We start from the raw sequence: 26,703 nt of genomic DNA, 5'->3' as shown, positions 1-26,703 counted from the left end.
CCATAATCTTCATTTACAATTTATTACTATGATTACTTCGTTGTCAATTAAAAACTATGCTCTGATTGAAAAATTAGCCATTGATTTTTCAAAAGGTTTTTCTATTATTACTGGTGAAACGGGTGCAGGTAAATCTATTATATTAGGCGCTTTAGGATTAGTTTTAGGAAAAAGAGCCGATTTGACTTCGTTAAAAAATAAAGAAGAAAAATGTGTTATTGAGGCTCAGTTTGAAATTTCTAAATACAGTCTGAAAGCTTTTTTTGAGGCTAATGATCTCGATTATGAAGATGAAACCATTATCAGACGTGAAATTTTACCCTCTGGAAAGTCACGTGCTTTTATAAACGATAGTCCTGTAAACCTTCAGGAACTACAAGAATTGAGTGTTTTTTTGATTGATATTCATTCGCAGCAGCAAACTCAGGAATTGTCTGATGAGGGTGTGCAGTTTCAGATAATTGATGCGATTGCTAATAATGCAGAGGTAATTTCATCCTATCAAAAGCTTTTAAAAACATACAAATCCGAGAAATCAAAACTGAATGCGTTGCTTAAAAAACAAAGTGATGCAGGAAAAGAGCAGGAATACAATACTTTTTTATTAAATGAATTAGTTGTAGCAAAGCTAAAATCTGGTGAGCAGGAAGAACTGGAAGCTGATTTTGAAAAACTTAATAATGTTGAAATTATCAAGGAATCTATCGATAAATCTTTGGCGATTGCCAATGAAGAGCAGTTTGGTGTTTTTCATAATCTGAATGAAATCAAAACAGCGTTACAAAAAATTGCTCCATTTTCAACAGAATATCAGGGGTTGTTTGAAAGAATTACAAGTGTAGCTATTGAATTTGATGATGTTTCAAGAGAATTGCAAAATTGTTCAGAAAAGTTATTGAACGACCCAACGCAACTAGAATTTATCAGTCAGAAATTGCAATTAATTTATAATTTGCAGAAAAAACATCAGGTAACTACGGTTGATGAGTTATTGCAGATTCAGACTAATTTAGAAAATTCAGTTTTAGAATTAGGAAATATCGAAGAAGAAATAGCTTCGTTAAATCTTTCCATTGAACAAAAAACAGCAGAATTAGATGCTTTTTCGGCTACAATTCATCAAAATAGAAATACTGCAATTCCGGTTTTATCAAATAAATTAATTTCGATTTTAGAAACTTTAGGAATGCCAAATGTGCGTTTTAATATGGAATTATTACCATCAGAAACGTATTTTCAAAATGGAAAAGATGAATTACAATTTTTATTTTCTGCCAATAAAGGAACTGATTTTGGATTGTTGAAAAAAGTAGCTTCTGGAGGAGAAATGTCTCGTATCATGTTGGCTGTCAAAGCAATTTTGGCACAATATTCTAAATTGCCAACTTTAATATTTGATGAAATTGATACAGGAGTTTCAGGAGAAATCGCTATTAGAATGGGTGAAATCATGAAAGAGATGAGTCAGACGATGCAAATTTTTGCCATTACGCATTTGCCACAAATTGCGGCCAAAGGCGAATCACATTTCAAGGTTTTCAAATCTACAATCGATGACGACACACAATCAGAATTGAAACTGTTATCTCAGGAAGAACGAATTACTGAAATTGCGCAAATGCTCTCAGGTGCCAATATATCAGACTCGGCATTGAACCATGCAAAACAATTATTAAATTAAGAAACTTAGTTTAAAGATAAAATGTCTATTTTTGAAAAATTAAAATAAAGCTAAAACACAATTAATTTCATAAACATTACAAGATGATTATAGAACCTAGAATGAGAGGATTTATTTGTTTGACATCTCATCCAACAGGATGCGAACAAAACGTAAAAAATCAAATAGCATATATAAAATCAAAAGGTGCTATTGCAGGCGCTAAAAAAGTATTGGTAATTGGAGCATCAACAGGATTCGGACTGGCTTCAAGAATCACGAGTGCTTTTGGTTCTGATGCTGCTACTATTGGAGTTTTCTTCGAAAAACCACCAGTAGAAGGTAAAACAGCTTCGCCAGGATGGTACAATTCTGCAGCTTTCGAAAAAGAAGCTCATAAAGCAGGTTTGTACGCAAAAAGTATCAACGGAGATGCTTTTTCTAACGAAATAAAAAGAGAAACATTAGACTTGATCAAAGCTGATTTAGGTCAGGTTGATTTAGTAATTTATAGTTTGGCTTCGCCGGTGCGTACAAATCCTAACACAGGAATTTTACACCGTTCTACTTTGAAGCCAATCGGACAAACATTCACCAATAAAACTGTTGATTTTCATACAGGAAACGTTTCAGAAGTTTCTATTGCACCAGCAAACGATGAAGATATAGATAATACTGTTGCCGTTATGGGTGGAGAAGACTGGGCAATGTGGATGGATGCTTTAAAAGCGGAAGGACTATTGGCAGAAGGAGCTACAACTGTTGCTTATTCGTATATCGGGCCATCATTGACAGAAGCAGTTTACCGCAAAGGTACAATTGGTCGTGCAAAAGATCATCTGGAAGCAACCGCTTTTACCATAACTGATAGTCTTAAAGAGATAGGTGGAAAAGCCTATGTTTCTGTAAACAAAGCGTTGGTTACACAAGCAAGTTCTGCAATTCCGGTTATTCCATTATACATTTCTCTTTTATATAAAATTATGAAAGAAGAAGGTATTCATGAAGGATGTATCGAGCAAATTCAACGTTTATTTCAGGACAGATTGTATAATGGTGCTGAAGTTCCTGTTGACGAAAAAGGAAGAATCAGAATCGATGATTGGGAAATGCGTGATGATGTTCAGGCAAAAGTGGCTAAACTTTGGGAAGAGGCTACTACTGAAACATTACCGGCAATTGGAGATTTGGCAGGTTACAAAAATGACTTCTTAAACCTATTCGGTTTTGCATTCGACGGAGTAGATTATGATGCCGAAGCAAATGAGGTAGTGGGTATCGAAAGTATCAGGTAAAACCATCAAAATATTATTAAAACCATCAATCAAAAGTTGATGGTTTTTTTATGAATATAACATATCTTTGTTAAAATTTTTACATAAAAAATAATTGCCACTTAATACGCATATTCGATTATGATTTTTTCTCTAATTATACCCGTGTATAATCGACCAGACGAAGTTGATGAACTTTTAGAAAGTTTATCAAAATCTGATTTTAATGAAGCTTTTGAAATTGTTCTGGTAGAAGATGGTTCTTCGGTTCCTTGTAAAGATGTGGTCATGACCTATCAGGGAAAATTGAATATTTCGTATTATTTTAAACCCAATTCAGGACCAGGAGATTCGAGAAATTTTGGTATGCAAAAAGCAGTGGGGGATTATTTTATCATTTTTGATTCTGATTGTATCATTCCGCCTCATTATTTATCAGAAGTCAGAAAAGCTTTGAATGAAGAGTATGTGGATTGTTTTGGTGGGCCGGATAAAGCATTAGATAGTTTTTCTAACATTCAGAAAGCCATCAATTTTGCGATGACATCATTTTTAACAACAGGTGGGATTCGCGGTGGTTCCGAGAAAATAGGCAAATTTCAGCCAAGAAGTTTCAATATGGGAATTTCTAAAAAAGCCTTTGAAGCCTCAAAAGGATTTGGAAATATTCATCCCGGAGAAGATCCGGATTTATCCATTCGTTTATGGAATTTAGGTTTTGAAACGAGATTGTTTTCAAATGCTTATGTTTATCACAAAAGAAGAATTGACTGGGAGAAATTTTCGCTACAAGTTCATAAATTTGGAATCGCAAGACCAATCTTAAATAGTTGGTATCCAGAACATAATAAGCTTACTTTTTTCTTTCCAACCGTTTTTATCTTAGGATTATTATTAGCCTTTATACTGTTAATTTTTAATTTTGATCTATTATTACAATTATATTTTGTATATTTCGTTATAATTTTTCTTACATCAACAATTCAGAATAAAAGTATCAAAATTGGATATTTATCCGTAATCGCAGTCTGGAAGCAATTTTATGGCTACGGAACGGGTTTTTTAGAATCATTTGTAAAAATTATTCTTTTAAAGAAAAAACCACAAGAGGCTTTTCCTCGTATGTTTTTTAAAGTATAAGATGATAAAAGTAATAGGTCTGACAGGAGGTATTGGAAGTGGAAAATCGACAATAGCTAATTTTTTTAAAGAGTTTGGAGTACCTGTTTACATTGCGGATGACGAAGCTAAAAAAGTGATGCAGTCCAAAGAAATTATTGAGGCTATAAAAACGACTTTTGGACCAGAAATTTTTGAAAATGATATTTTAAACAGAGGAAAACTAGCCGAAATAGTATTTAATGATAAAGATAAATTAACACAACTAAATGCAATTGTGCATCCAGCTGTCAAAAAAGATTTTGATGTATGGTTAGCACAAAATAAAGATCACCAATATGTGGTTTATGAAGCTGCAATTTTATTTGAAAGCGGTCGTTATAAAGACTGCGACATAATTATAACTGTTACTGCCCCAGAAGAAGTTAGGATAAATAGGGTTTTAAAACGTGACAATACCACCAGAGAGCATGTTTTAAGCCGAATGCAAATGCAATGGAATGATGAAAAACGAATTTCCAGAAGTAATTTTGTAATTAATAACACTAATCTTAAAAATGCTAAAGAAGAAGTTGTTAAAATTCTTAAAATTTTAAATTTTAAACAAAAACAGTCTTAAATGTTAATATTTGGTTAATGTATTATTTAGTATATTGTTAAAATATTAATTTTGTTTTGATGAATAAATTATTTTTTAGAATACTTGTACTGCTGATGAGTCTGTCTCTTATAGGGATAATTCTTGTTCAGGTGTATTGGTTCAATTCTTCGTTCAAAAACAATGACGAACAATTCAAATATCACGTAACACAAGTAATAGGTAATGTTGCGGACAAATTAGAAAAGCAGGAAGAATATGGTTTTTATGAAAAAATCAACCGCATAAAAGATAGTACAGGTAAAATTCCACAAAAAGAAGATTTGTTAGAAATTTTATTTGTTCAAAGAAATACCAAAACAAATAAAACAATAGTTTACAAGAATAGTATCACTTCGGAGAACTACGATATAAGCGGTTCATTGTTTGATAAAAAATTCAATTCAGACCGATTTAAAAGTTTCAGTTCAAAGCGTTTAACTGAAGTGTATGATAATAACAACGGAATTGATAATAACACATTAAATCAAAGTGTTATTCCGGATTTAAAGGTTGAAAAATCTGGAAATTTAGATATTTTAGGAAAAGTTCAGATGGAAATTTCTATCAAAGATGCAGCAGCCGCTTTGTCTATTGATGAAAGAATTTCTAAAGAAAAATTGCAGGGAATATTAAAAAAAGAACTTGCAGAATATGGTGTAAAGACCAAATTTGAGTTTGGTATCCTAAATAATGGTTTTGCAACAAAAATAAAATCTGAAGGATTTCATTACGATAAAGATGCTAGTTATCATATTCCGGTTTATACCGATAATGAAGGAAACAGCAAATACGAATTGTATATCACTTTTCCGCATAAGAAAAAGTTTTTGTTATCTGAGTTACTGAGTATCACGATATTATCAATAATTTTTACACTTATTATTATTGTAGCCTATACCAGTGCACTGAACCAGTTAATTCGTCAGAAACATATATCAGAAATAAAAACTGATTTTATAAACAATATGACGCATGAGTTTAAGACTCCAATTGCTACCATAAATTTAGCGCTTGATGCGATCAAAAACCCTAAAATTATAGAAGATAAGGAAAAGGTTTTCCGATATCTTCAAATGATCAGGGATGAGAATAAGCGAATGCATGCTCAGGTAGAAAACGTTCTTCGAATTTCTAAATTAGAAAAAAGAGAATTGGATATCAGCAAAGAACCTACAGCAATTCATGATATCATAGATGATGCTATTGAGCACGTAAATCTAATTTTAGAGGATAGACAAGGTACGGTTGTAAAACACTTAAATGCCGCAAGAACAACCTGTTTGATAAATGAAGTGCATTTTACAAACGTATTGGTTAATATTTTAGAAAATGCCATAAAATATTCGCCTGATGTTCCTGAAATCGAAATTTTTACAGAAAATATCAAGGATATGATTCTGATAAAAGTAAAAGATAATGGATTAGGAATGAGTAAGATAGCTCAAAAACGGGTTTTTGAGAAATTTTACAGAGAACATACCGGAGATTTACACAACGTAAAAGGTCACGGTTTAGGTCTCGCTTATGTAAAGAGAATAGTAGAGGACCACAACGGTCAAGTATATGTTGAAAGCGAAAAAGGGAAAGGTAGCACCTTTATAATAAAAATACCATTAATAAATTAAAATATGGAAAATACTAACAAAAGAATACTTTTAGTAGAAGATGACCTTAATTTTGGGGCAGTTCTTAAAGATTATCTAATGTTAAATGACTTTGAAGTTACTTTAGCTAAAAACGGTATGGAAGGTTTCGAAAAATTCAAGAAAGATGTTTACGATTTATGTATTCTTGACGTCATGATGCCTTATAAAGATGGTTACACTTTAGCCAAAGAAATTAGAGAAAAAAATAGCGAAGTGCCAATTATATTCCTGACTGCAAAATCGATGAAAGAGGATGTATTGAAAGGGTACAAAGCAGGAGCTGATGATTACCTGAATAAACCTTTTGATTCAGAAGTTTTATTGATGAAAATTAAAGCAATTATTCAAAGAAAATCGGCTGATACAAAAGCAGAGCAAGTTCAGTTTGAATTTAACATTGGTAAATTTCACCTAAATTCTAAACTTAGATTTTTAACTTTCGAGAATGACGAAGCAATCAAATTGTCTCCAAAAGAGAATGAATTGCTAAAAATGTTAATCCTTCACGAAAATGACTTAATGCCAAGAGAACTTGCATTAACAAAAATCTGGAGAGATGACAACTATTTTACTTCAAGAAGTATGGACGTTTACATCGCCAAACTTAGAAAATACCTGAAATCAGACGAAGATGTGGAGATTTTAAACATCCACGGTGAAGGTTTCAGACTTGTTGTAAAAAGCAAAGTAGCAGAATAACATTTCACTTAATAATATATAAAGCTCTGAGAAATCAGGGCTTTTTTTTATATCTAAATTTGAGCGTTAACTTGTTAATCCCGAGGAATCCCAGCAAAGTAATTCATTAAAGAAAGCACACAATCTTGTCATTCCGGAGGAATCCTAGTAAAGTAATTCAAGAAAGATTAGAATTTGGAATTTCAAAATTTAGAATTTACTACTTAAAAGATTTTAATTTTTTAGAAGCTATTCCTGCTGTACGCTTCAATCTTTTGTTTTTTAAAGAAAAAAACAAAAGGATTTCCACTTCCATCAGGGCTAGGGGATTTGTTTTCAGATAGATAGTTTTGTTTTTAATAAGAAAATAAAATGTAGAATATTTTTTTACACGATTTTTATCTAAAATAATTTGGAAAATCAAAAAACAATTCTGAATATTTGCAGACGAAAAAATAATAACCCTTTAATAACGAAGAAAAATGTTTGTATTTACATCATCATCTCAAAGCTTCACACCAAACGGATTTGGTGCAGCACTTCTTCGTGGCTTATTTCAATCTTAGAAATTAATTTTTTAGATATATAAAAGCCCGAAGCCATTTAGTTTCGGGCTTTTTTAATTCTAGACCCTCAAATTTTCCCGAAAAACAGTTCCATTATTTATTCCGAAAAGGGATAAAATATTCCGCACGCTTATGTTTCATTCTGAATTATTTCAGTTTGAACAGGAAATAAGCTTGGACAAAAAAAAGAATAATTAAAAAATTTATGGGAAATAAATTATCCGGAAAAGACCTGATTAAATTAGGCTTTCCTAAAAACAATTCAATAAATATTGCCTTAGGGCAAATAAACAGATATAGAAAAAGAGAGAAAAAAGAAGCGATTCTAACAGAAGCCAAAGAAGTTTTGCTCTTTCCCGAAAAGTTTGAAGGCCACGGAACCTGGGGAAAAGTAGCCGAAGGTTTGATAAAGCCAGTTCAGGTAAGGATGCACCAATTGAAAACAACCCGCGCTCCGTTTACCATTTTTGGGGAAAACGAAATCGATGAACAGGCAAAATTTCAATTATATGATTCGTTAAAATTACCAATTTCGGTAGCTGGAGCTTTAATGCCGGACGCACATTCCGGTTACGGATTACCAATTGGCGGTGTTTTAGCGACTGATAATGCGGTTATTCCATACGGTGTTGGCGTTGATATTGGTTGTAGAATGAGCTTGTCAATTTTTGATTTGCCAGCTTCATATTTCAAAGGAAAAGAACATCAATTAGAAGCGATTTTGAAAGACCATACTAAGTTTGGAATGAACGAAACGCATACTGTCAAAGCAGATCACGAAGTTTTTTACAAAAGTGAATTTCAGGATATTCCTTTGTTAAAGAATCTTTTGCCAAAAGCGTACAAACAATTAGGAAGCTCTGGCGGAGGAAACCATTTTGTAGAATTTGGAGTGGCTAAAATCGATAATCCTGAAAATGAGTGGAAGTTAGGAGCAGGCGAATATTTCGCTGTATTATCACACAGTGGATCACGTGGTTTGGGTGCAAATATTGCGAAGCATTACACTTATTTGGCAACCAAGCAATGTCCGTTGCCTAGAAATGTGCAGCATCTGGCCTGGCTTGATTTGAATACACATGATGGTCAGGAATATTGGCTGGCGATGAATTTAGCCGGAGAATATGCCAAAGCCTGTCACGACGACATTCATAGAAGAATTGCGAAAGCCATCGGAAAAAGAGTAGTGGTTACGATTGAAAATCATCACAATTTTGCCTGGAAAGAAATGGTAAATGGTCAGGAATGTATTGTGCACAGAAAAGGAGCAACTCCTGCGGCTGAAGGCCAGTTAGGAATTATTCCGGGTTCGATGACGGCACCAGGTTATATTGTAAAAGGCAAAGGAAATACAGATAGTTTAAACTCTGCTTCGCACGGTGCAGGAAGATTGTTTTCGAGAGCCAAATGCAAAAGCACTTTTACGCAAAGTGAAATTAAAAAGGTTCTGAAAGCACATGATGTTTCATTAATTGGAGGAAATATTGATGAAGCTCCGATGGCCTACAAAGACATTACAAAAGTTATGGCAAATCAAACAGATTTGGTTGAAGTTCTGGGAACTTTTACGCCAAAAATTGTTCGAATGGACCGTTAAAAAGCATTAAAAATGGAAAAAATAATTCAGATAACGGCAGGTCGAGGACCTGCAGAATGCACTTGGGTGGTTGCCCAGGTGCTTAAAAAAGTTTTGGAAGAAGCGCAAGAACAACAATTAGAAACTGTTTTACTGCAAAGAGAAGTTGGTCAGGAAAATGGTACTGTTGAAACAGCTACAATTGCTGTAAAAGGCAGAGAAGCTGAAAGATTTGTCAATTCTTGGATAGGCTCGGTTCAATGGATTAGGCAAAGTCAGTTTAGAAAAATGCACAAACGTAAAAATTGGTTTATTGGCATTTTCGAGATTGTGCCACAAAAGAATAATTCGATTTCAGAAAATGATATTCAGTATCAGGCGATGCGTAGTTCAGGAGCAGGAGGACAACATGTTAATAAAGTGAGTTCAGCCATTCGTGCAACCCATATTCCAACAGGAATTGCGGTTGTAGCAATGGACAGTCGCTCGCAACACCAAAACAAAAAACTGGCAACAGAAAGATTATTAAAAAAACTAGCAAATGAGACTTTGCAACAGCTTAAAAATCATGTGGGCAAACAGTGGGAAAATCAACTGAATATTCAGCGTGGTAATCCTGTCCGAACGTTTACAGGGACAGATTTTAAGAAAAATAAAGTAACGAAAAGTTACAAAGGAGTCCGGCAGCAATTAAAAACAGATTTACGAAATGAAAACAATTGATAAATACCTTTTTCAGGCTTTGGATAATTATCCGTATTCGCTTGAAGAAACGATAGAATCTTTAGATTATGCTTTTTCGTATGATTCCAAAAACACAATGGTTTTGTGTTTGTACGGAAGAATTCAGGCAGAGCAGCTTTGGAATTATGAAGAAGCAAAAAATTACTTTCAACAAGCTTTAGGCGAAAATATCAACGCACTTGAAGTATATTCATATTACATTCAGACTTTGATTTTGAACGAAGATTATGAAGAAGCGGAAAAGCTGATTGATTTTGCACTGACCCTAAAAGGAATCAACAGAGCTGATATTTTGCTTAAAAAAGCCATTCTTTTTGAAGTGCAGCTGGAGTTTAAAAAAGCTTTGAAAGAAATCAAAAAGGCAAAACTTTACTCCATTCATTATATATCAGAAGGGGATTGTACTGAAATTGAAAAAAGAATTAAGGCTAAAATTGATTTGACGGAGAAGAAAAAGAAGTCTAAAAAGCCAAAGAAATCTTCAAAAAAGAAATCAAAATAATTTTTGATTAAAATGCAAAAACGATGCAATTCAACCTGAACAGCATCGTTTTTTTTATTTTTTGGAATGAATTTACTGATTGATCAAGTTATGAATTGAAATAATAAATCAGTGTAAACCCGTTTAATCATTTAAATCCGAAGGCGATTTATTTCCAGTTCAGTTGCAGGGCAAAACAGCTTTTATCACCTTTTGTAATACTGAAAGTTACGGCAGAGTTGTCATCGTTTTCGCTTTCATGAATGACAACAACATCTTTCAGGGATAATTCTTTCATGAAATTCATTTCGAAACTTTTGACTTCTTGTTTCAGAATTCGTTTTTCATCAACATGATCCAGACACCATTCCAGATATTTTACATTATTTACGTGATTGACAATATCCAGATCTGATAAATAAACGACTTTTTCGAAAACTGCTTCTTTCTCGTGATTGATATTTATTTTAGAGAAACCTTCTTCAGTGGCTCTAATTTCCGGAAATAATTCAAAGTGTTCATAGGGCAAAGCCAAAGCTTCTGGACGACGTAATTGAGTATTAAAAACTGCCCAAAAAGTTTCGCAGCCTACTATTTTTTTATCCTTTACATACATTTCCAAAGCACGTACAGAACGCGAATTTTCAAGGCTGTTAATCCAGGTTTTTACGGTTACGGTATCTCCCCATTTTGGCAAAGCACTAATCTCAACCCGCATTCTACTTAAAACCCAAGCCTGATGGAATTCCTGCATATCATAAAAGCTAATACCGCCAACTTCAGAATGCGCGGCGGCGGTTAGTTGCAAAATATTACATAAGTCTGTATATTTTAAGGAACCATTTGGCGTACATTGTGTAAAATTGATTTCCCAGTCTTTACTTAAAACCGAAGTGAAATTTGGAGATATTGGCATTTTGTAATTGTAGATTTATGTCCCGATAGCTATCGGGATTAGATTAAATTTTGATATTATTTTTTGAATATCAAAATTGATATTTTTTAGCTCTGATATAAAAAATAATATAGCACCTCTTGGTTTTTATAATCTTATTATTGACCTATTTTAGTTTCTATATATGTAATAATTTTTCTTCTGTCAACTGAAAAATCAAACCATTTAGTGTCTTCATTTCGTTTAAACCAAGTCAATTGGCGTTTCGAAAAACGTCTGGTGTTTTTCTTAATTTCTTCGATGGCAAAAGGTAATGTGATTTCTCCGGCAAAATAACTAAATAATTCTCTATAACCCACCGTTTGCAGTGCATTTAATTCCTTATTAGCATATAATGTTTGGGCTTCTTCGAGTAAACCTGCCTTCATCATAATATCCACACGTTGATTGATTCGGTCATAAATTACCGATCTTTCAGCATCTAAACCGATCAAAATAGGAGTAAAATTTCGATTGTTTTTCTTCTGATTTAAAAAAGAAGAATAAGGTTTTCCTGTTCCGATGCAAACTTCTACAAAACGCATCATTCGTTGTGGATTTTGTAAAGTTTGTGGATTTTCAAGCGTTATTTTTTCAAAATAATCTGAATCTAAAAGTTGTAATTGTTCCTGCAAATAAGTGATTCCGAGTTTTTCATAATTCGAATTTACATCAGTACGAACTTCTGGATTGATTTCCGGAAATTCGTCGAATCCTTTTAAAATCGCATCAACATATAAACCAGAACCACCAATAAGAATGACGAAATCATCTTTTTTGAATAAGTCTTCTACTTTAAGAAGTGCTTCTTTTTCGTAATCGCCAACGGTATAATTTTCGAAAATGGATTTATTTTGAATAAAATGATGCGTGGCAGCTTGTAATTCTTCTTTGCTTGGAACAGCGGTTCCTATGGTCATTTCTTTAAAAAATTGACGGCTGTCACACGAAATAATCTCGCAGTTGAAATGTTGTGCCAAAGCAATACTCAAGGCGGTTTTGCCTATGGCTGTTGGTCCGACGATGGTAATTAGGTATTTCATATTTTTTAGCCCAGATGGAAATGGAAACCCCGGACTTATAGTTGTTCGTTTTTTTTGGGATAAAAGAGCGACTTTAGAAGCTCCTTTTATGCCTTAAAAAAACAACAAATATAAGGAGGAGTTGTAATGTACAGCTGGAAATAGCTCCTTAAATTAATTATTGGGCAATTCTGTTCCGCATTCATGGCAATATTTGGCATTGTCAAAATGTAGTTGAGAATGGCACTTTTTACATATTTTGTTGGTGTTGACCGTGTTGTTTCTAAGGCTTTTCTTGGCGAATTCAGCCGTTACGATTCCGGTTGGAACCGCTATAATTCCGTAACCCAATATCATGACCAAAGCTGCAATGAATTGTCCTAAAGGAGTTTGTGGAGATATGTCGCCATAACCAACTGTTGTCAGGGTTACAATGGTCCAGTAAATACTCATTGGGATGCTGGTGAAGCCACTTTCTTTGCCTTCGACCAAATACATTACGGTACCAATGATGATGGTACTGATGAGTACAAAGTAGATGAAAACCATTATTTTTTCTTTGCTGGCTTCCATGGCTTCCTTGAGCTGAATGGATTGTTGTGAGATTTGCGGAATGTGTAATATTTTGAACAAACGTAGAAAACGCAACGCTCGAATGATAGATAAAATACTCGCTCCTGGGAAAAATAACGATAAGTACATGGGCATGATGGCCATTAAATCGATAATTCCGTAGAAACTGAATATATATTTTACAGGTTTTTGAATCGAAATTATTCGTAAAATATATTCGATTGTGAAGAATCCTGTGATAATCCACTCACATATAATAAGTAAGGAATGGTATTTTTGGTCGATTCCTTCGACGGTTTCCATCATAACCAACAGTACACTTAGCAGAATTAGACCAAGTAAAACCAAGTCGAACATGCGTCCTAAAACGGTGTTGGTGCCGTATAAAACGATTTTTATTTTCTCTCTGAAAACTTCGAATTGTGATTTTGATCTTGTCATATCTACGAAGATAATGAAAGTTAGTTGTTTAGAAATGAAGTATTTTTATCGTTTTGCTTTTTCGGATGTAGCTTTGGATAATATTCTTGACATCGCGGTTGTTCTGCATCGGAATCAAGATATTTTTTAGGATTTCGATGTTGGTAATTTGATAGTTCAAATCATAAAAAGCATAGCCTTTGTAAAGCCCGTTTTCGATTAAAACAGCACTTCGCTCGTTTACATTTCGCCCTTTGTCAATCAGGATCATGCTTTTGTTTTCGAAGCTATTCTCCGTTATTAATTGTTGTACTCTTAGGTTGTAAATTTCAGGTGTAATTTCGCCAATGCAAGCACCATCGCATTCCTTGATTTTATATTGAAAACATTCTTTCTTTGTTTGATACAAACCCGTTAGTTTTTGGCACAAATGATATTTAGAGGTAAGTCTGAAAAGTGCATTTTTACCCTCTTGCAAAGTAGCGTACGAAGTAATTTCTTTTTTACGGCCATCCGCTTTTTCTAGTTTTAAATTCATGTACCCGTTAGCATCTTTTTCGGCATACAAAGCATACTGAAAAATTGTTTTTCGCTGCGATCGGTTATATCTCGGACGGTTTATTTTTATTTCTTCACTTTCTTTCAAAAGTGCGATTAATTCGCTTCCGGTTTCATCATAGGTAATGGTAAAAACTTCGGCCTGAATTTTTTTGCTTTTGGTCGTGATGCCGGTAAAATGCTGATTGACACGTTTTTTTATGTTTTGGCTTTTGCCGATGTAAACTAAAGTTCCGCCTTCGTTATGAATGTAATAAACTCCGGTTTTGGTTGGTAATTGACTTAAAATATCAAGCAATTTTGGTGCAATTCCTTTTTCGACTTCTAGTTTTATAAAATCTTTTACGATTGTTTTTTCTAGGTCCTTTTCGAGAAGCATTTTGAACAACTTGGTAGTTGCCATTGCGTCTCCGCTGGCACGATGTCTGTCTGCCATTGGGATTCCGAGTGCGCGAACCAGTTTCCCTAAACTGTATGAAGGTTGTTCAGGAATTAATTTTTTTGCCAATTCTACCGTACAAAGTGTTTTAGCCTCAAAATCATAACCTAAACGTCTGAATTCGGTACGTAAAATTCGGTAATCGAAAGAAGCGTTGTGAGCTACAATAATACAATCAGAAGTAATTTCGATGATACGTTTGGCAACTTCAAAAAACTTAGGAGCAGAACGCAACATAGCATTATTGATTCCGGTTAATTTCACCACAAAAGGCTGAATCGGAATTTCTGGATTTACAAGGCTAATAAATTGGTCCACAACCTCATGACCATCAAATTTATAAATGGCGATTTCGGTAATTCCCTCCTCATTAAACTGTCCTCCAGTGGTTTCTATGTCTAGTATTGCGTACAAATTCTGTATTCAGTGTCAGTTTTTAGTATTCAGTAATAATCTACAATCTTCAATCTAAAATCTACAATAATATCAACGACCGCCAAAAATACTGCTTCCAATGCGAACCATTGTGCTTCCGCATTCTATGGCAAGCTGATAATCGCCAGACATTCCCATTGATATTATAGAAAAATGATTTTCTGTAGAAATACATTGTTGTGCGTCTCTACATTGTGCATCTTTATTTTGAATTGAATCAAAAATAGATTTCAAATGTGTGAATTCTTTTTTGATTTGGTTTTGATCTTCCGTAAAAGTGGCCATTCCCATCAATCCTAAGATACGAATGTTTTTTAATTCTTTATATTCTGAAGAAGATAAAAGTGCTGTTAATTCTTTTTCATCCAAACCAAATTTAGTTTCTTCTTCGGCAATGTATATTTGGAGCAAACAATCTATAATTCGATCATTTTTTAAAGCTTGTTTGTTGATTTCTTGTAATAATTTCAAACTATCAACCCCATGAATCAAACTTACAAACGGCGCCATAAATTTGACTTTATTCGTCTGAACATGACCAATCATGTGCCATTGAATGTCTTTTGGCATTTGCTCATGCTTATCAGCCATTTCCTGGATTTTATTTTCTCCAAAAATACGCTGACCAGCTTCATAAGCTTCCATTAAATCGACCACAGGTTTGGTTTTTGAGACCGCAACCAAAGTTACATTTTCAGGAAGAGTTGCTTTTATAGTATTTAAATTTGATGTTATTGACATGCTATTTTTCTTTTTTATGAAAGAATAAATTGCTTAGAGATTTTCTCTGCTTTTTTACTTTCACTATAATCATAAAACCCTTCACCAGATTTCACTCCTAATTTTCCAGCTCTCACCATATTTACTAAAAGTGGGCAAGGAGCATATTTAGGGTTTTTGAAACCTTCGTACATTACATTCAAAATGGCAAGACAAACATCAAGACCAATAAAATCAGCCAATTGAAGCGGTCCCATTGGGTGCCCCATCCCTAATTTCATTACGGTATCAATTTCGTAAACGCCCGCTACTTTATTGTATAACGTTTCAATTGCCTCATTTAGCATAGGCATCAAAATTCTATTGGCAACAAAACCAGGATAATCGTTTACTTCAACAGGAGTTTTACCTAATTTTTCAGATAAATCCATGATGATTTTCGTTACTTCGTCGCTCGTATTGTATCCACGAATAATTTCGACCAATTTCATAATGGGCACCGGATTCATAAAGTGCATTCCGATAACACGTTCAGGATGTGCAACAACAGCCCCGATTTGAGTAATAGAAATCGAAGAAGTATTGGTCGCCAAAATCGTATTATGGGGGCAAGCTTCGTTTAATTGTTTGAAGATATTAAGTTTTAGTTCAACGTTTTCGGTTGCAGCTTCTACTACTAAATCTACACCTACAACACCGTCTTTTATATCTGTATAGGTTATAATATTGGTAATGGTTTTAGCAACATCTTCCTGAGTAATTGTTCCTTTAGAAAGCATTCTGTCTAAGTTTGCGGCAATAGTTGCCATTCCTTTGTCTAATGATTTCTCCGAAACATCAATTAATTTTACGGTAAAACCACTTTGTGCAAAAGTATGAGCGATTCCGTTACCCATTGTTCCTGCACCAATTACAGCTATAGTTTTCATTTTTCTTTGAATATTATATTTATGATTTTAGCCACGAATTCACCAATTAATTTGTGAATTTGTGGCTAATCTTATTTTTTGAAGTTACTCGAATTTTATTTGTCGAAACAGTCAATAATTTGATAGGCAACCCGTAAAGCATCTGTAGCTTGTTCTAGCGTAACAACAGGTGTAGTGTTAGTGTTTATAGCATTTGCAAATGATTCTAGTTCGTCCAGAATGGCATTATTTTGTTCTACATCAGGATTTGTAAAATAGATTTGTTTTTTTACACCTTCGGCATTTTGCAAAATCATATCAAAATCTCCAGGAACTTCTGGAGCATCTTTCATACGAACTACTTCGCATCTTTTCTCTAAAAAGTCAACCGAAATATAAGCATCTTTCTGAAAAAAACGTGTTTTACGCATGTTTTTCATCGAAATTCTACTTGCTGTTAAGTTAGCAACACAGCCATTTTCAAATTCAATTCTGGCATTTGCAATATCCGGAGTTTCACTAATTACAGAGACTCCACTAGCATTTATATTTTTAACTTTTGATTTTACAACACTCAAAATAGCGTCGATATCATGAATCATCAAATCCAGAACTACAGGAACATCTGTACCACGCGGATTAAATTCTGCCAAACGATGCGTTTCGATAAACATTGGATTTTCGATCATGTTTTTGGTAGCAATAAAAGCAGGGTTAAAACGCTCCACATGACCAACCTGACCTTTTACGTTGTGTTCTTTTGCAAGAGCGATAATTTCCTCGGCTTCAGCAACAGTGTTCGAAATAGGTTTTTCTATAAAAATATGTTTACCTGATTTGATAGCTACTTTGGCACATTTATAATGTGAAAGAGTAGGCGTTACAATATCAATCACATCAACAGCGTGAATTAATTTTGCAATAGTGCTGAAGTTTTTATAGCCAAATTCTTTTGAAATTCGTTCGGCATTTTCCTGATTTTCGTCGTAAAATCCAACCAATTCGTATTTGTCAGATTGTTGCAATAAACGTAAATGTATTTTACCTAGATGACCAGCACCTAAAACTCCCACTTTTAACATGATAATGTATTTTAAACAAAAATATAATTTATTTGTTGAAAGTAAAAGTTAATGCAATAAAGATTTAGCGATTTAATAATTAAAAATCAATATTTGATTTACTATTTACTTTCTTATTTTTGCTGAAATTAAACCAGCCAATTTTGAAAGATACTGCCAAACATCAAGGACTTCGTAATCAGTTAGTAAGCACTTTACAACAAAAGGGAATTACTGATAAAGCAGTTTTAGATGCGATAAAAAAAATTCCGAGACACCTTTTTTTAAATTCTAGCTTTGAAGATTATGCCTATCAGGATAAAGCTTTTCCGATAGGAGCAGGGCAAACTATATCGCAACCTTACACGGTTGCTTTTCAATCACAATTGTTAGAGGTAAAAAAAGAGCATAAAATCCTGGAAATAGGAACGGGCTCTGGCTATCAAACCGCAGTATTGTGTATGTTGGGAGCTAAAGTATATAGCATAGAAAGACAAAATGAATTATTTAAGCAAACATCTAATTTGTTTCCGAAATTAAATATTAGACCCAAACACCTTTCATTTGGTGATGGTTACAAAGGGTTACCAAGTTATGCGCCTTTTGACAGTATTATTGTTACGGCAGGAGCTCCATTTATTCCGCAGCCTTTGATGGCACAATTAAAGATAGGTGGAAGGTTAGTAATTCCGCTAGGAGAAGAGGTTCAGATTATGACTTTATTAATTCGAAAAAACGAAACACAATTTGAAAAACATGAATTTGGTGAGTTTCGATTTGTTCCTTTATTAGAAGATAAAAACTAAAAAAAATCCGCTCAATTGAGCGGATTTTTTTTATTGTGCAATAATATCGATATAGCGCTCTAAACTTTGTTTCTCAATTTGAGCAATAAAAAGAATAAAATCTTCTTTATTGTTCTTAGTTTGAGCCGTTTCTAATGATTGATAATATTGCATTCGGGTTTCGTAATCTCCTTTTATATTAGTAATTAAATATCCTTTTTGCATTAAAATCAAGTTCATGACCAAGCGGGAAGTTCTTCCGTTGCCATCAATAAATGGATGAATGGTAACCAATCTTTCGTGCATTTCGGCAGCTAAAATTACAGGATGTAATTTGTTTTTGTTGATTTCGTACCAAATAAAATAATCTTCCATTTCTTTAGCAACCATAAATGGTTGTGGTGGCATGTGACTGCTTCCTTTAATCATGACTTGTACTTTTCTATAGCGTCCTGCATCTTCTGGGATAATTCCTCGAAGGATCAAGTTATGAATAGACAAAAGATCTCGCTCGTTTAACGAATTGTTTTTTTGCATTAAATCTTTAATAAAACCAATCGCTTCATGATGATTGATTGCTTCAAGATGTTCGCGCATACTTTTTCCAGAAATGGTCAAACCTTCATTAATAACCATATCAGTCTCACGCAATGTCATCGTATTTCCTTCGATTCTATTGCTTTCAAATGTATATTCTAACTCTAGTGCTTGTGTAATTCTATAACTATCAAACTGACGATAAGTGTCTAACTTTGCTTTTAAAACATCGATTTCCTGAAGTAATTTTTCCAGAGAAGTCGAAATTTTAAGATTTGAAATTGTTCTATTGTATTTAATTTCTTCTTCAGCTACCATCAAGGCTTTCAACGCAAACTCATCATCACCAATTTCATAAAGGATTTTCTCTTTTAGCCAGGCAATCATCAGGGTTTCGTAATCAATCTCTAATAATCGTGCTAGTTTCGAAATCTGTTCTTTAGTAGGTTTTCTTGTTCCTGACTCAAATTTACTTATCAATGCCTGATCAATACCAAGAATTTGTGCTACTTCACGAGTTTTTAATCCTTTTTGCTCTCTAGCATTTTTAAGAAGTGTTTTCATTTTAGATTATTTAGGTTTGAAGTTAGAAGTCATATATTTCAAGTTTCAAACTTCCGACTTCAAACTTCCGACTTCTGACTTCTGACTTCTGACTTCTGACTTCTGACTTCTGACTTCTGACTTCTGACTTCTGACTTCTGACTTAATTTTGTCTTGACAAATTTAGTCATAATTTTTTGAATAAAAAAAGCAATACTCTAAAATATTGCTTTTTTTATATTATTTCGGAGGTAAAGATCCGTCTTTTCTCATTTCTTTTACTACAGTTTGCATGATTGCATCTACAGTTTGTCCTAAGTCAGAAGCGTATTCTGATTTTGTAGTTCCTGTCCAGATTAATTTATTTTCTTTTAACGAAAAAACATTCGTTTCTACCATATATGACACAGTTTCCTGATAATATCCTGGTTCATAGAAATTTGGAGAATACATTCCGTACCAGTTTCCAAAACCGTATCCGTACATTCCACCATACATTCCGCCCATACCTCCATAATATAATCCGGTATTGGTTCCAGGAACATAGTTTGTCTCTTTATCTTTGCTTACTAAACGCATCGTAACAACTCCATCAAAATTTTCATCTTGTAAAATTTTAAGTTTTTGTTCTTTAGTTAAGTCTAGATTAGTTCCGTTTAAGTATTGATAGGATGTTTTGAAGATAGGATTACTTGCTGCAATTCTATTTTCAGCAGTTCTTCTTGAGGCTTCATCTTTAACCAAAGCTACTACTAACACTTTTTTAAAATTTTCCTGAGCAACGGTGACTTGTGGGTCTCTCCAACTGTTTACAATTGCTGTATTGCTGCCGCAACTCGCAAATATAAGGACAGTTAATAAAATTAAATACTTTTTCATAATTACAATTAATTTTTTATTGTAGTAAAATTAAGTATAAATTATGGAAAAATACATTCTTTAAAATAAATTTAAAGTTATTTTTGTTAGTTATAAGCTTTTTTAATTCTATCTAAGTCACGCTTTGTATCTTGTTCTTTTAGAGATTCTCGTTTATCGTAGTTTTTCTTTCCTTTGCAAAGACCGATTTGAAGTTTGGCAAGACCTTTTTCGTTAGTAAAAAGTTTAAGCGGAACAATGGTTAATCCTTTTGCCTGAACGTTCTTTTGAAGCGTTTTCAATTCTTTTCTGTTCAAAAGCAACTTTCTTTCGCTTCTTGATTTGTGGTTAAATTGATTTCCAAAGGCATATTCTTCAATATAGGTATTGATAGCAAAAAGCTCATTATTGCTAAATTCGCAAAAGCTTTCCGTAATATTTGCCTTTCCTAAACGGATAGATTTTATTTCGGTTCCGGCTAAAACAATTCCAGCGGTGTATGTGTCGATTATTTCATAATCGAATCGGGCTCTTTTATTAAGTATATTGACTGATTTTTGCATAGGTTGGCAAATTTAGCAACAAAAATATGAAAGCGCAATTGTTTTTGAATAAATGATATAAATTTGCATTATGGAAAAACAACAATCAAAAGATCCTTTGCACGGAATTACACTTCAGAAAATAGTAGAGCAATTAGCAGATTATTATGGTTTTGATACCTTAGGTGAATTAATACCGATAAAATGTTTTACTGCAAATCCTAGTGTAAAATCAAGTTTGACTTTCTTAAGAAAAACAGACTGGGCTCGTAAAAAGGTTGAAGATTTATATTTAAAAACGCTTCCTAAATTTACTAAGAGCTAATTTAGTTTGTACGAAATCATAATTCCTCCTCTGTAAGGAAGCCATTCACCGCTTTTATTATAATCTTTTTTACCTTCATAACGACCCGGAGTTCCATCGTTATAATAGCCTTTATAAAAACCCTGATGCCAGCCCCCGCCAGCAAAAATATCCAGTAAAAATTTATCGTTTAGCTTTATATTATATCCTAAAGTAGCGCCAAGTCTGTAACCAACTCCTTTTTCATATTTGTTAGATTCCCAATAATTCCATTTTTGTAATTCGTATAGATCTGGACCTGCATGAACTCCAGCATAAAAGCCATTGTATTTTTCTTTAAAATGATAGCGTATTTCTGGAGTTAAAGTGTAAAACTTCATTGGTTTGTGACCATCAAAAGATTGCCAAAAAGAAGCCATAATGTCAACGCTAAAAGTTGTTTTTTCTCCAATACTTGTTTCAATTCCAATGTTCGGAATTAGAACCGCTGCTGTTGCTGCGTTGAATTTTATATAGGTTTGACTTTGTGAGTGAACAGAACAAAAAAGAACAATTAGAAACAATATTTTTTTCATAAATATAAATTTTATCAGCAAAAAAATATTTTAGAATTGCTGATTTTGCTGCAAATATAACGCAATACATTAATTTCTATTGCAATAATTCAAATGGATTTACCTTTTATTTTGAAGTAAAGAATAAACTACTTTGTCTAAAAAACGACCTTCATAAAAATCGGATTCCTTAAAATGGGCTTCTTTTATAAAACCACATTTTTGCAATACTTTTTCTGAAGCAAAATTTTCCGGATCAATTACAGCTTCGATAGAATGTAGTTTTAGATCCTCAAAACCATATTCAATCAAACGATTTACAGCTTCTGGAACAATACCTTTTCCATGATAATCAGGTAGTAACATATAGCCAATTTCAGCGCGATAATTCTCGGGTTGCATTCTGTAGTAACCGATTATTCCAAGTAATTTAGAATCTCCTTTAAGTGTAATTCCCCAATTAATCCCTACATTGGTATCTATTTTTTCGTCAATCATCGCAATGTGTTCTAAAGCATCTTCAGTAGTTTTTACCAATGGCCTTGGGATGTATTTCATTGTTTCAGGATTCGAACGTAGTTCAAAAACTTCAGCAACATCATCATTTGTGATTCTTTTTAAAACCAAACGTTCGGTTTCTATAATAGGAAATGGGGAAAAATTAAATGCTAACATTTTTATAAAATTAAAAAATTGTAATAGTAAATTTTGAATCGAAAGTTTGATTTTTATCCAAAATAATAATGCCTTCTTTTTCGAATAAATCACCTGAATTTTCATGAGTATCCGAATAGCCCAACCAAGGCTCAATACATACAAAAGGTGCTTTATCTTTGGTCCAAAGTCCTAAACTCGGAAAATCTTCAAAAGCTACTTTTACATAAGGTTTAGAGTTTTCAAGAATAGTCAACGAATTTGATTCTAAAGTTTTAAAAATCAAAGCGTCATTTTTAAATAATTCGTAGTCAAGTTGAACTTGTCTGTTGTTTGTTTCTAAAATTTTAGTTTTATCCGAAATTAAATCATTTTCTAAAAGGAAAAATTCAGGATTTTCATCTTTTTCAAATTCAAAAGCATAACTTTCAAAGGCATTTGGCAAAGCAATTGCAGGATGTGCTCCGATAGAAAAAGGCATTTTTGAGCTTCCTTTGTTAATGACTTTATATGCAATAGTTAAAGTGGTATTTTCTAAAGTGTAAATCAATTGCAATTCAAATTCGAAAGGATATTTTAAAAGCGTTTCTTTATTTGATTGTAATGAAAAAGTAGCGCTGTTTTCGGTTTTTTCAATCAATTGAAAATCCATATCACGGGCAAAACCGTGTCTTGGCAATTGATATTCGTTTTCATCAATAGTATAGATGTTGTTTTTTAAAGTTCCCACAATCGGAAAAAGAACAGGGGAATGCTTTCCCCAAAAAGCAGGGTTTCCTTCCCAGATAAATTCTTTGTTTTGACTGTTTTTTAGCGAAAACAATTCGGCTCCGGCGTGATTTATAGAAGCTTTTGCTACTGAATTTGATATTGTTGTATTCAAAATTTTAAAATTGAAATAGGTTAGTTTTTAAGAGATGTAAATATATTTTATAAATTTTAGTTTTTGGAATAAAAAAGTCTCAAATTATTTAATTGCTAAAATTCCGCTAAAATTAAAATTCTACTTTAATTTTTCTCTGTAAATAGCTTTTTTTTTCATTAATTTGCTACATAAACAGCTAAAAAGTATGAAAAAACAATCCTCAAAAGCCCTTTTAACCATGGCTTTGTTTGTCGGAATGTCTTCTGTTTGGGCGCAACAAACCCCAGCTACAACAGCAGGAACTCCAGTTAATAATTACGATTATCATGATGCCTTTGCACCGCATTTTTACACCAAAAATGGTACACCAACACGTTCTGCAAGCGGTCAGCCAGGTGTTGAATACTGGCAAAACAGAGCCGATTATCAAATCAACGTAAGATTAGATGATGCTAAAAATGAAATTATTGGTACAGACGAAATTACTTATACTAATAATAGCCCGGATAAATTATCATTTGTTTGGTTAAATTTAGATCAGAATTTATTTAAAGAGGATTCCAGAGGAAATGCTGTTGTGCCTTTGTCTGGAAGCCGTAATGGTGCTCAGGGGCAGATTTTTGATGGAGGAAATAAAATAAAATCGGTTACAGTAATTTCCGGAGGAAAGAAAAAAAAGGAAACCGAGGCTAAATACATTATAACCGATACCAGAATGCAGATTTTTCTTCCGGAAGAATTGGCTTCAAAGGGAGGTTCTGTAAAAATTAAAATCGAATTTTCATTCATTGCTCCTTTTGAAGGATCAGACAGAATGGGAGTTTTAGAAACTAAAAACGGGAAAATTTTCACAATCGCGCAATGGTACCCACGTATGTGTGTGTATGATGATGTAAGAGGCTGGAATACAAATCCTTATTTAGGTGCTTCTGAGTTTTATTTAGAATACGGAGATTTTGACGTAAAAATCACAACGCCAGCTAATCATTATGTGGTAGGTTCAGGAGATTTGGTAAATGCTTCTCAGGTTTTTTCTGGAGAGCAGTTAAAGCGTTATAATGAGGCGAAACAAAGTGATAAAACAATCATGATTCGTTCTGCCGAAGAAGTTGCTGCTACTGCCAATACGAATGCTACTGCTGAGAAAACATGGCATTTTCAAATAAAAAGTTCCCGTGATTTTTCCTGGGCATCTTCACCAGCCTTTATTTTGGATGGAGCAAAAATCAATTTGCCAAGTGGTAAAAAAGCATTAGCATTATCAGCATATCCTGTAGAAAGTGCAGGAAATGACGCTTGGGGACGTTCTACAGAATATACCAAAGCTTCAATTGAGCATTATTCAAAAAGATGGTTCGAATATCCTTATCCGGCAGCGACAAATGTGGCAGGAAACGAGGGCGGGATGGAGTATCCAGGAATTGTTTTCTGTGGATGGAAATCTAAAGGTGATGATTTATGGGGTGTTACAGATCATGAGTTTGGGCACATTTGGTTTCCTATGATTGTAGGTTCAAACGAGCGTTTATTTGCCTGGATGGATGAAGGTTTTAATACCTTTATAAATTCGTTGAGCACAGCTGAATTTAATAATGGAGAATACAAACAAAAACCTGCAGATATGCACGAAGATTGGGAGTATTATACAAGTCCAGAGTTAGAAACAATCATGAGTTCGCCAGATAACATGAAAGAAGCTAATATTGGAGTTTTATGTTATGCTAAGCCAAGTGCAGGATTGACAATTTTAAGAGAACAGGTTTTAGGAGCGGAACGTTTTGATAAAGCGTTACGTACTTATGTAGAGCGTTGGGCTTTTAAACATCCGCAGCCTGATGACTTTTTCAGAACTATCGAAAATGTTGCTGGAGAAGATTTAAGCTGGTTCTGGAGAAGCTGGTTTGTAAATAACTGGCGTTTTGATCAAGGTATAAATGCTATCAAATATGTAAAAAATGATCCTGCTAAAGGAGTTGTAATTACAGTAGAAAACTTTGACAAAATGCCAATGCCAATTATTTTAGATGTAAAAACCAAAAGCGGAAAAGTAACCAGAGTTAGTTTGCCGGTAGAAATTTGGCAGCGTAATAATGACTGGTCTTTCAAACACAATTCGACAGAAGAAATTGAAAGCATTACTTTAGATCCGGATCATGCTTTTCCAGACTATAACGACAGTAATAATGTATGGACTGCGGGTAAAGGTAAAGTAGAAAAAGATGTTATATTGGATGGCTATCTGGGGACTTATAGTACTGCTAAATCACCTTTGAAAATTGAATTTACTGAAAAAAATAGTGTTTTAAGTGCTGAAATTACTAATTATCCTAAGTTTGGTTTGACTCCCGTAGCTAATGAAAAAGACACGTTTGAGTCTCAGAGAGCAGGATTAAAATTCAAATTTAATGAAGCAAAAAATGGTTTTGATATGACGATTTTAGGTAATGGACAAGTAATGTCATTTACTAAAAATTAAATTCAAGTTTTTATAACCTATTTAACCCGACAAGTTTAACAGAAACTTGTCGGGTTTTCTTTTGGTTTTAAATAACAATAAGTAAAAAAAATGTTAGAATTTTATTTTTTTGTTTTGCGAATAAAAAAATAGTGTATTTTTGCACCGATGAATAAAATAAGTTTACATATAACTTCTTTGTCACGGACAAACTCTCCCGCTACTTCTCCCGAAGTACGGATACTATCTCTATAGTATTCACCGAGTTTTTCGCCGCGTATTTATTTATATTCATTTTTCATTTTGAAATCACATCTTTTGTCCTTAGGACAAACATATCCTAACAGTATTTTCTATATTCATTTTTCTAAAAATCAACTTCTTGATTCAGAATCTGTTATGTCTATTTTGATTAATTTTGTTGGATTTATTTCTGGATTTCAAACTAAACAATACGTTTTAATTTTTAACTCTAACTTCAACTATTGAAATGAAGATCTCTATTGTTGTAACTCAAGAAGAACATTATAAGTATGCGCAGGAAATTTGCGATACGATAGAATCATCTGCCTTGTTAAGAGGTACAGGGATTGCTAAAAGAACTCCTGAGTACATTCAGAAAAAAATGGCGAATGGTGATGCGATGATTGCTTTAGCAGATGATAAATTTGCTGGTTTTTGTTATATCGAAAGTTGGCAGCACGGAAAATTCGTAGCACATTCGGGTTTAATTGTACATCCTGACTACAGAAGTTTAGGATTGGCAAAAAAGATAAAATCGAAAGTTTTTGATTATTCTTTGCAAAGATATCCAGATGCCAAAATATTTGGTATCACAACTGGTTTGGCTGTAATGAAAATCAATTCAGATTTAGGCTATAAACCGGTTCCGTTTTCTGAACTTACTACCGACCCAAGTTTCTGGTCTGGTTGTAAAACCTGCACGAATTACGAAATTTTGCAAAGCAAAGAAAACAAAATGTGTCTTTGTACCGGAATGTTGTATGATCCAAAAGAAAAACAAAAAGATCCGCCAAGACATCCTTTTAACGAGGCTGTTTTAAAAAGATTGAAAAAAATTAAACAAGCCTTATTTTTAAGTAAAATCCTTTCGTTTAGTTTTTTGTCTTAAGAATTTGAAATTAAAAAGAA

26 protein-coding genes are annotated in these 26,703 nt (G+C 33.4%); 13 read left to right on the top strand and 13 right to left on the bottom strand.

Annotated elements, in window-relative coordinates; translation table 11 throughout:
* Positions 1 to 28: 28 nt before the first annotated feature.
* The 9 genes from recN to GON26_RS07720 all read left to right on the top strand — a co-directional run bounded on the left by recN (position 29) and on the right by GON26_RS07720 (position 10,405).
* Entirely contained in the window at positions 29 to 1,681 is a 1,653-nt protein-coding gene (gene recN / locus GON26_RS07760; RefSeq protein ID WP_160374258.1) for a DNA repair protein RecN, read from the top strand.
* Positions 1,682 to 1,764: 83 nt separating this feature from the next.
* Positions 1,765 to 2,955 carry an enoyl-ACP reductase FabV gene (fabV, locus tag GON26_RS07755; RefSeq protein ID WP_160374257.1) on the top strand — a complete coding sequence of 397 codons (1,191 nt, stop codon included), beginning with the start codon at positions 1,765 to 1,767 and terminating at the stop codon, positions 2,953 to 2,955.
* Positions 2,956 to 3,075: 120 nt separating this feature from the next.
* Complete coding sequence (locus tag GON26_RS07750) at positions 3,076 to 4,074, top strand: glycosyltransferase (RefSeq protein WP_160374256.1); 999 nt, start codon at positions 3,076 to 3,078, stop codon at positions 4,072 to 4,074.
* Position 4,075: 1 nt separating this feature from the next.
* Positions 4,076 to 4,672, top strand: a complete 597-nt coding sequence (coaE, locus tag GON26_RS07745; RefSeq protein WP_160374255.1) for a dephospho-CoA kinase — start codon at positions 4,076 to 4,078, stop codon at positions 4,670 to 4,672.
* 59 nt (positions 4,673 to 4,731) lie between these two features.
* Positions 4,732 to 6,318 carry a sensor histidine kinase gene (locus tag GON26_RS07740; RefSeq protein WP_160374254.1) on the top strand — a complete coding sequence of 529 codons (1,587 nt, stop codon included), beginning with the start codon at positions 4,732 to 4,734 and terminating at the stop codon, positions 6,316 to 6,318.
* A 3-nt stretch (positions 6,319 to 6,321) separates the two neighbouring features.
* The gene (locus tag GON26_RS07735) at positions 6,322 to 7,038 is read left to right on the top strand and encodes a response regulator transcription factor (RefSeq protein ID WP_160374253.1); all 717 of its coding nucleotides are present in this window, start codon (positions 6,322 to 6,324) and stop codon (positions 7,036 to 7,038) included.
* A 750-nt stretch (positions 7,039 to 7,788) separates the two neighbouring features.
* A complete protein-coding gene (locus tag GON26_RS07730; protein WP_160374252.1) occupies positions 7,789 to 9,180 on the top strand; it encodes an RtcB family protein in 1,392 nt (463 codons plus the stop codon).
* Between the two features lie 12 nt (positions 9,181 to 9,192).
* Entirely contained in the window at positions 9,193 to 9,882 is a 690-nt protein-coding gene (gene prfH / locus GON26_RS07725; RefSeq protein WP_160374250.1) for a peptide chain release factor H, read from the top strand.
* Positions 9,869 to 10,405, top strand: coding sequence for a tetratricopeptide repeat protein (locus tag GON26_RS07720; RefSeq protein WP_160374248.1), 537 nt, complete (start codon positions 9,869 to 9,871; stop codon positions 10,403 to 10,405). Before prfH ends, GON26_RS07720 begins: the two co-directional genes overlap by 14 nt.
* Before the next feature lie 148 nt (positions 10,406 to 10,553).
* Here the strand turns inward: GON26_RS07720 and GON26_RS07715 are convergent, their stop codons facing one another.
* The 7 genes from GON26_RS07715 to GON26_RS07685 all read right to left on the bottom strand — a co-directional run bounded on the left by GON26_RS07715 (position 10,554) and on the right by GON26_RS07685 (position 17,475).
* Positions 10,554 to 11,300, bottom strand: a complete 747-nt coding sequence (locus GON26_RS07715) for an acyl-[acyl-carrier-protein] thioesterase (protein ID WP_160374246.1) — start codon at positions 11,298 to 11,300, stop codon at positions 10,554 to 10,556.
* A 137-nt stretch (positions 11,301 to 11,437) separates the two neighbouring features.
* Positions 11,438 to 12,361: a tRNA (adenosine(37)-N6)-dimethylallyltransferase MiaA gene (gene miaA, locus GON26_RS07710; protein WP_160374244.1), complete on the bottom strand. Its 924-nt coding sequence runs from the start codon at positions 12,359 to 12,361 to the stop codon at positions 11,438 to 11,440.
* Positions 12,362 to 12,514: 153 nt separating this feature from the next.
* Complete coding sequence (locus GON26_RS07705; RefSeq protein WP_160374242.1) at positions 12,515 to 13,354, bottom strand: ion transporter; 840 nt, start codon at positions 13,352 to 13,354, stop codon at positions 12,515 to 12,517.
* A 28-nt stretch (positions 13,355 to 13,382) separates the two neighbouring features.
* Entirely contained in the window at positions 13,383 to 14,744 is a 1,362-nt protein-coding gene (locus tag GON26_RS07700) for an exonuclease domain-containing protein (protein WP_160374240.1), read from the bottom strand.
* A gap of 72 nt (positions 14,745 to 14,816) precedes the next feature.
* A complete protein-coding gene (locus GON26_RS07695) occupies positions 14,817 to 15,506 on the bottom strand; it encodes a YggS family pyridoxal phosphate-dependent enzyme (RefSeq protein WP_160374238.1) in 690 nt (229 codons plus the stop codon).
* Between the two features lie 14 nt (positions 15,507 to 15,520).
* Positions 15,521 to 16,414 (bottom strand): 3-hydroxyacyl-CoA dehydrogenase family protein, encoded by an 894-nt coding sequence (locus GON26_RS07690; RefSeq protein WP_160374236.1) that lies wholly within the window; start codon positions 16,412 to 16,414, stop codon positions 15,521 to 15,523.
* Between the two features lie 95 nt (positions 16,415 to 16,509).
* Complete coding sequence (locus GON26_RS07685; RefSeq protein ID WP_160374234.1) at positions 16,510 to 17,475, bottom strand: Gfo/Idh/MocA family protein; 966 nt, start codon at positions 17,473 to 17,475, stop codon at positions 16,510 to 16,512.
* Between the two features lie 143 nt (positions 17,476 to 17,618).
* Between GON26_RS07685 and GON26_RS07680 the strand changes: the two genes are divergently transcribed.
* Positions 17,619 to 18,260, top strand: a complete 642-nt coding sequence (locus GON26_RS07680) for a protein-L-isoaspartate(D-aspartate) O-methyltransferase (protein WP_160374232.1) — start codon at positions 17,619 to 17,621, stop codon at positions 18,258 to 18,260.
* A gap of 30 nt (positions 18,261 to 18,290) precedes the next feature.
* On the opposite strand, the gene GON26_RS07675 is transcribed toward GON26_RS07680, so the two are convergent.
* From GON26_RS07675 to smpB, 3 genes are all read right to left on the bottom strand, one after another.
* Entirely contained in the window at positions 18,291 to 19,340 is a 1,050-nt protein-coding gene (locus tag GON26_RS07675) for a Fic family protein (RefSeq protein WP_160374230.1), read from the bottom strand.
* 219 nt (positions 19,341 to 19,559) lie between these two features.
* On the bottom strand, positions 19,560 to 20,198 hold the full coding sequence (locus GON26_RS07670; RefSeq protein ID WP_160374228.1) for a DUF4136 domain-containing protein: 639 nt from the start codon (positions 20,196 to 20,198) through the stop codon (positions 19,560 to 19,562).
* 86 nt (positions 20,199 to 20,284) lie between these two features.
* A complete protein-coding gene (gene smpB / locus GON26_RS07665; protein ID WP_160374227.1) occupies positions 20,285 to 20,740 on the bottom strand; it encodes an SsrA-binding protein SmpB in 456 nt (151 codons plus the stop codon).
* Between the two features lie 70 nt (positions 20,741 to 20,810).
* Between smpB and GON26_RS07660 the strand changes: the two genes are divergently transcribed.
* The gene (locus GON26_RS07660; protein ID WP_160374225.1) at positions 20,811 to 21,044 is read left to right on the top strand and encodes a VF530 family protein; all 234 of its coding nucleotides are present in this window, start codon (positions 20,811 to 20,813) and stop codon (positions 21,042 to 21,044) included.
* Here the strand turns inward: GON26_RS07660 and GON26_RS07655 are convergent.
* From GON26_RS07655 to GON26_RS07645, 3 genes are all read right to left on the bottom strand, one after another.
* Positions 21,041 to 21,598, bottom strand: a complete 558-nt coding sequence (locus tag GON26_RS07655) for a DUF3575 domain-containing protein (protein ID WP_160374223.1) — start codon at positions 21,596 to 21,598, stop codon at positions 21,041 to 21,043. The genes GON26_RS07660 and GON26_RS07655 overlap by 4 nt on opposite strands.
* A 99-nt stretch (positions 21,599 to 21,697) precedes the next feature.
* A complete protein-coding gene (locus GON26_RS07650) occupies positions 21,698 to 22,252 on the bottom strand; it encodes a GNAT family N-acetyltransferase (protein ID WP_160374221.1) in 555 nt (184 codons plus the stop codon).
* 10 nt (positions 22,253 to 22,262) lie between these two features.
* On the bottom strand, positions 22,263 to 23,114 hold the full coding sequence (locus GON26_RS07645; RefSeq protein WP_160374219.1) for an aldose 1-epimerase family protein: 852 nt from the start codon (positions 23,112 to 23,114) through the stop codon (positions 22,263 to 22,265).
* Between the two features lie 187 nt (positions 23,115 to 23,301).
* On the opposite strand from GON26_RS07645, the gene GON26_RS07640 reads away from it, so the two are divergent.
* On the top strand, positions 23,302 to 25,572 hold the full coding sequence (locus GON26_RS07640; protein WP_160374217.1) for a M1 family metallopeptidase: 2,271 nt from the start codon (positions 23,302 to 23,304) through the stop codon (positions 25,570 to 25,572).
* A 469-nt stretch (positions 25,573 to 26,041) separates the two neighbouring features.
* Entirely contained in the window at positions 26,042 to 26,683 is a 642-nt protein-coding gene (locus tag GON26_RS07635) for a GNAT family N-acetyltransferase (protein WP_160374215.1), read from the top strand.
* The last annotated feature ends 20 nt before the right edge of the window (positions 26,684 to 26,703 follow it).

Source organism: Flavobacterium hydrocarbonoxydans (assembly GCF_009789235.1).
GTDB classification, from domain to species: Bacteria; Bacteroidota; Bacteroidia; order Flavobacteriales; family Flavobacteriaceae; genus Flavobacterium; species Flavobacterium hydrocarbonoxydans.
This window is presented reverse-complemented; position numbering and strand designations above follow the sequence as displayed.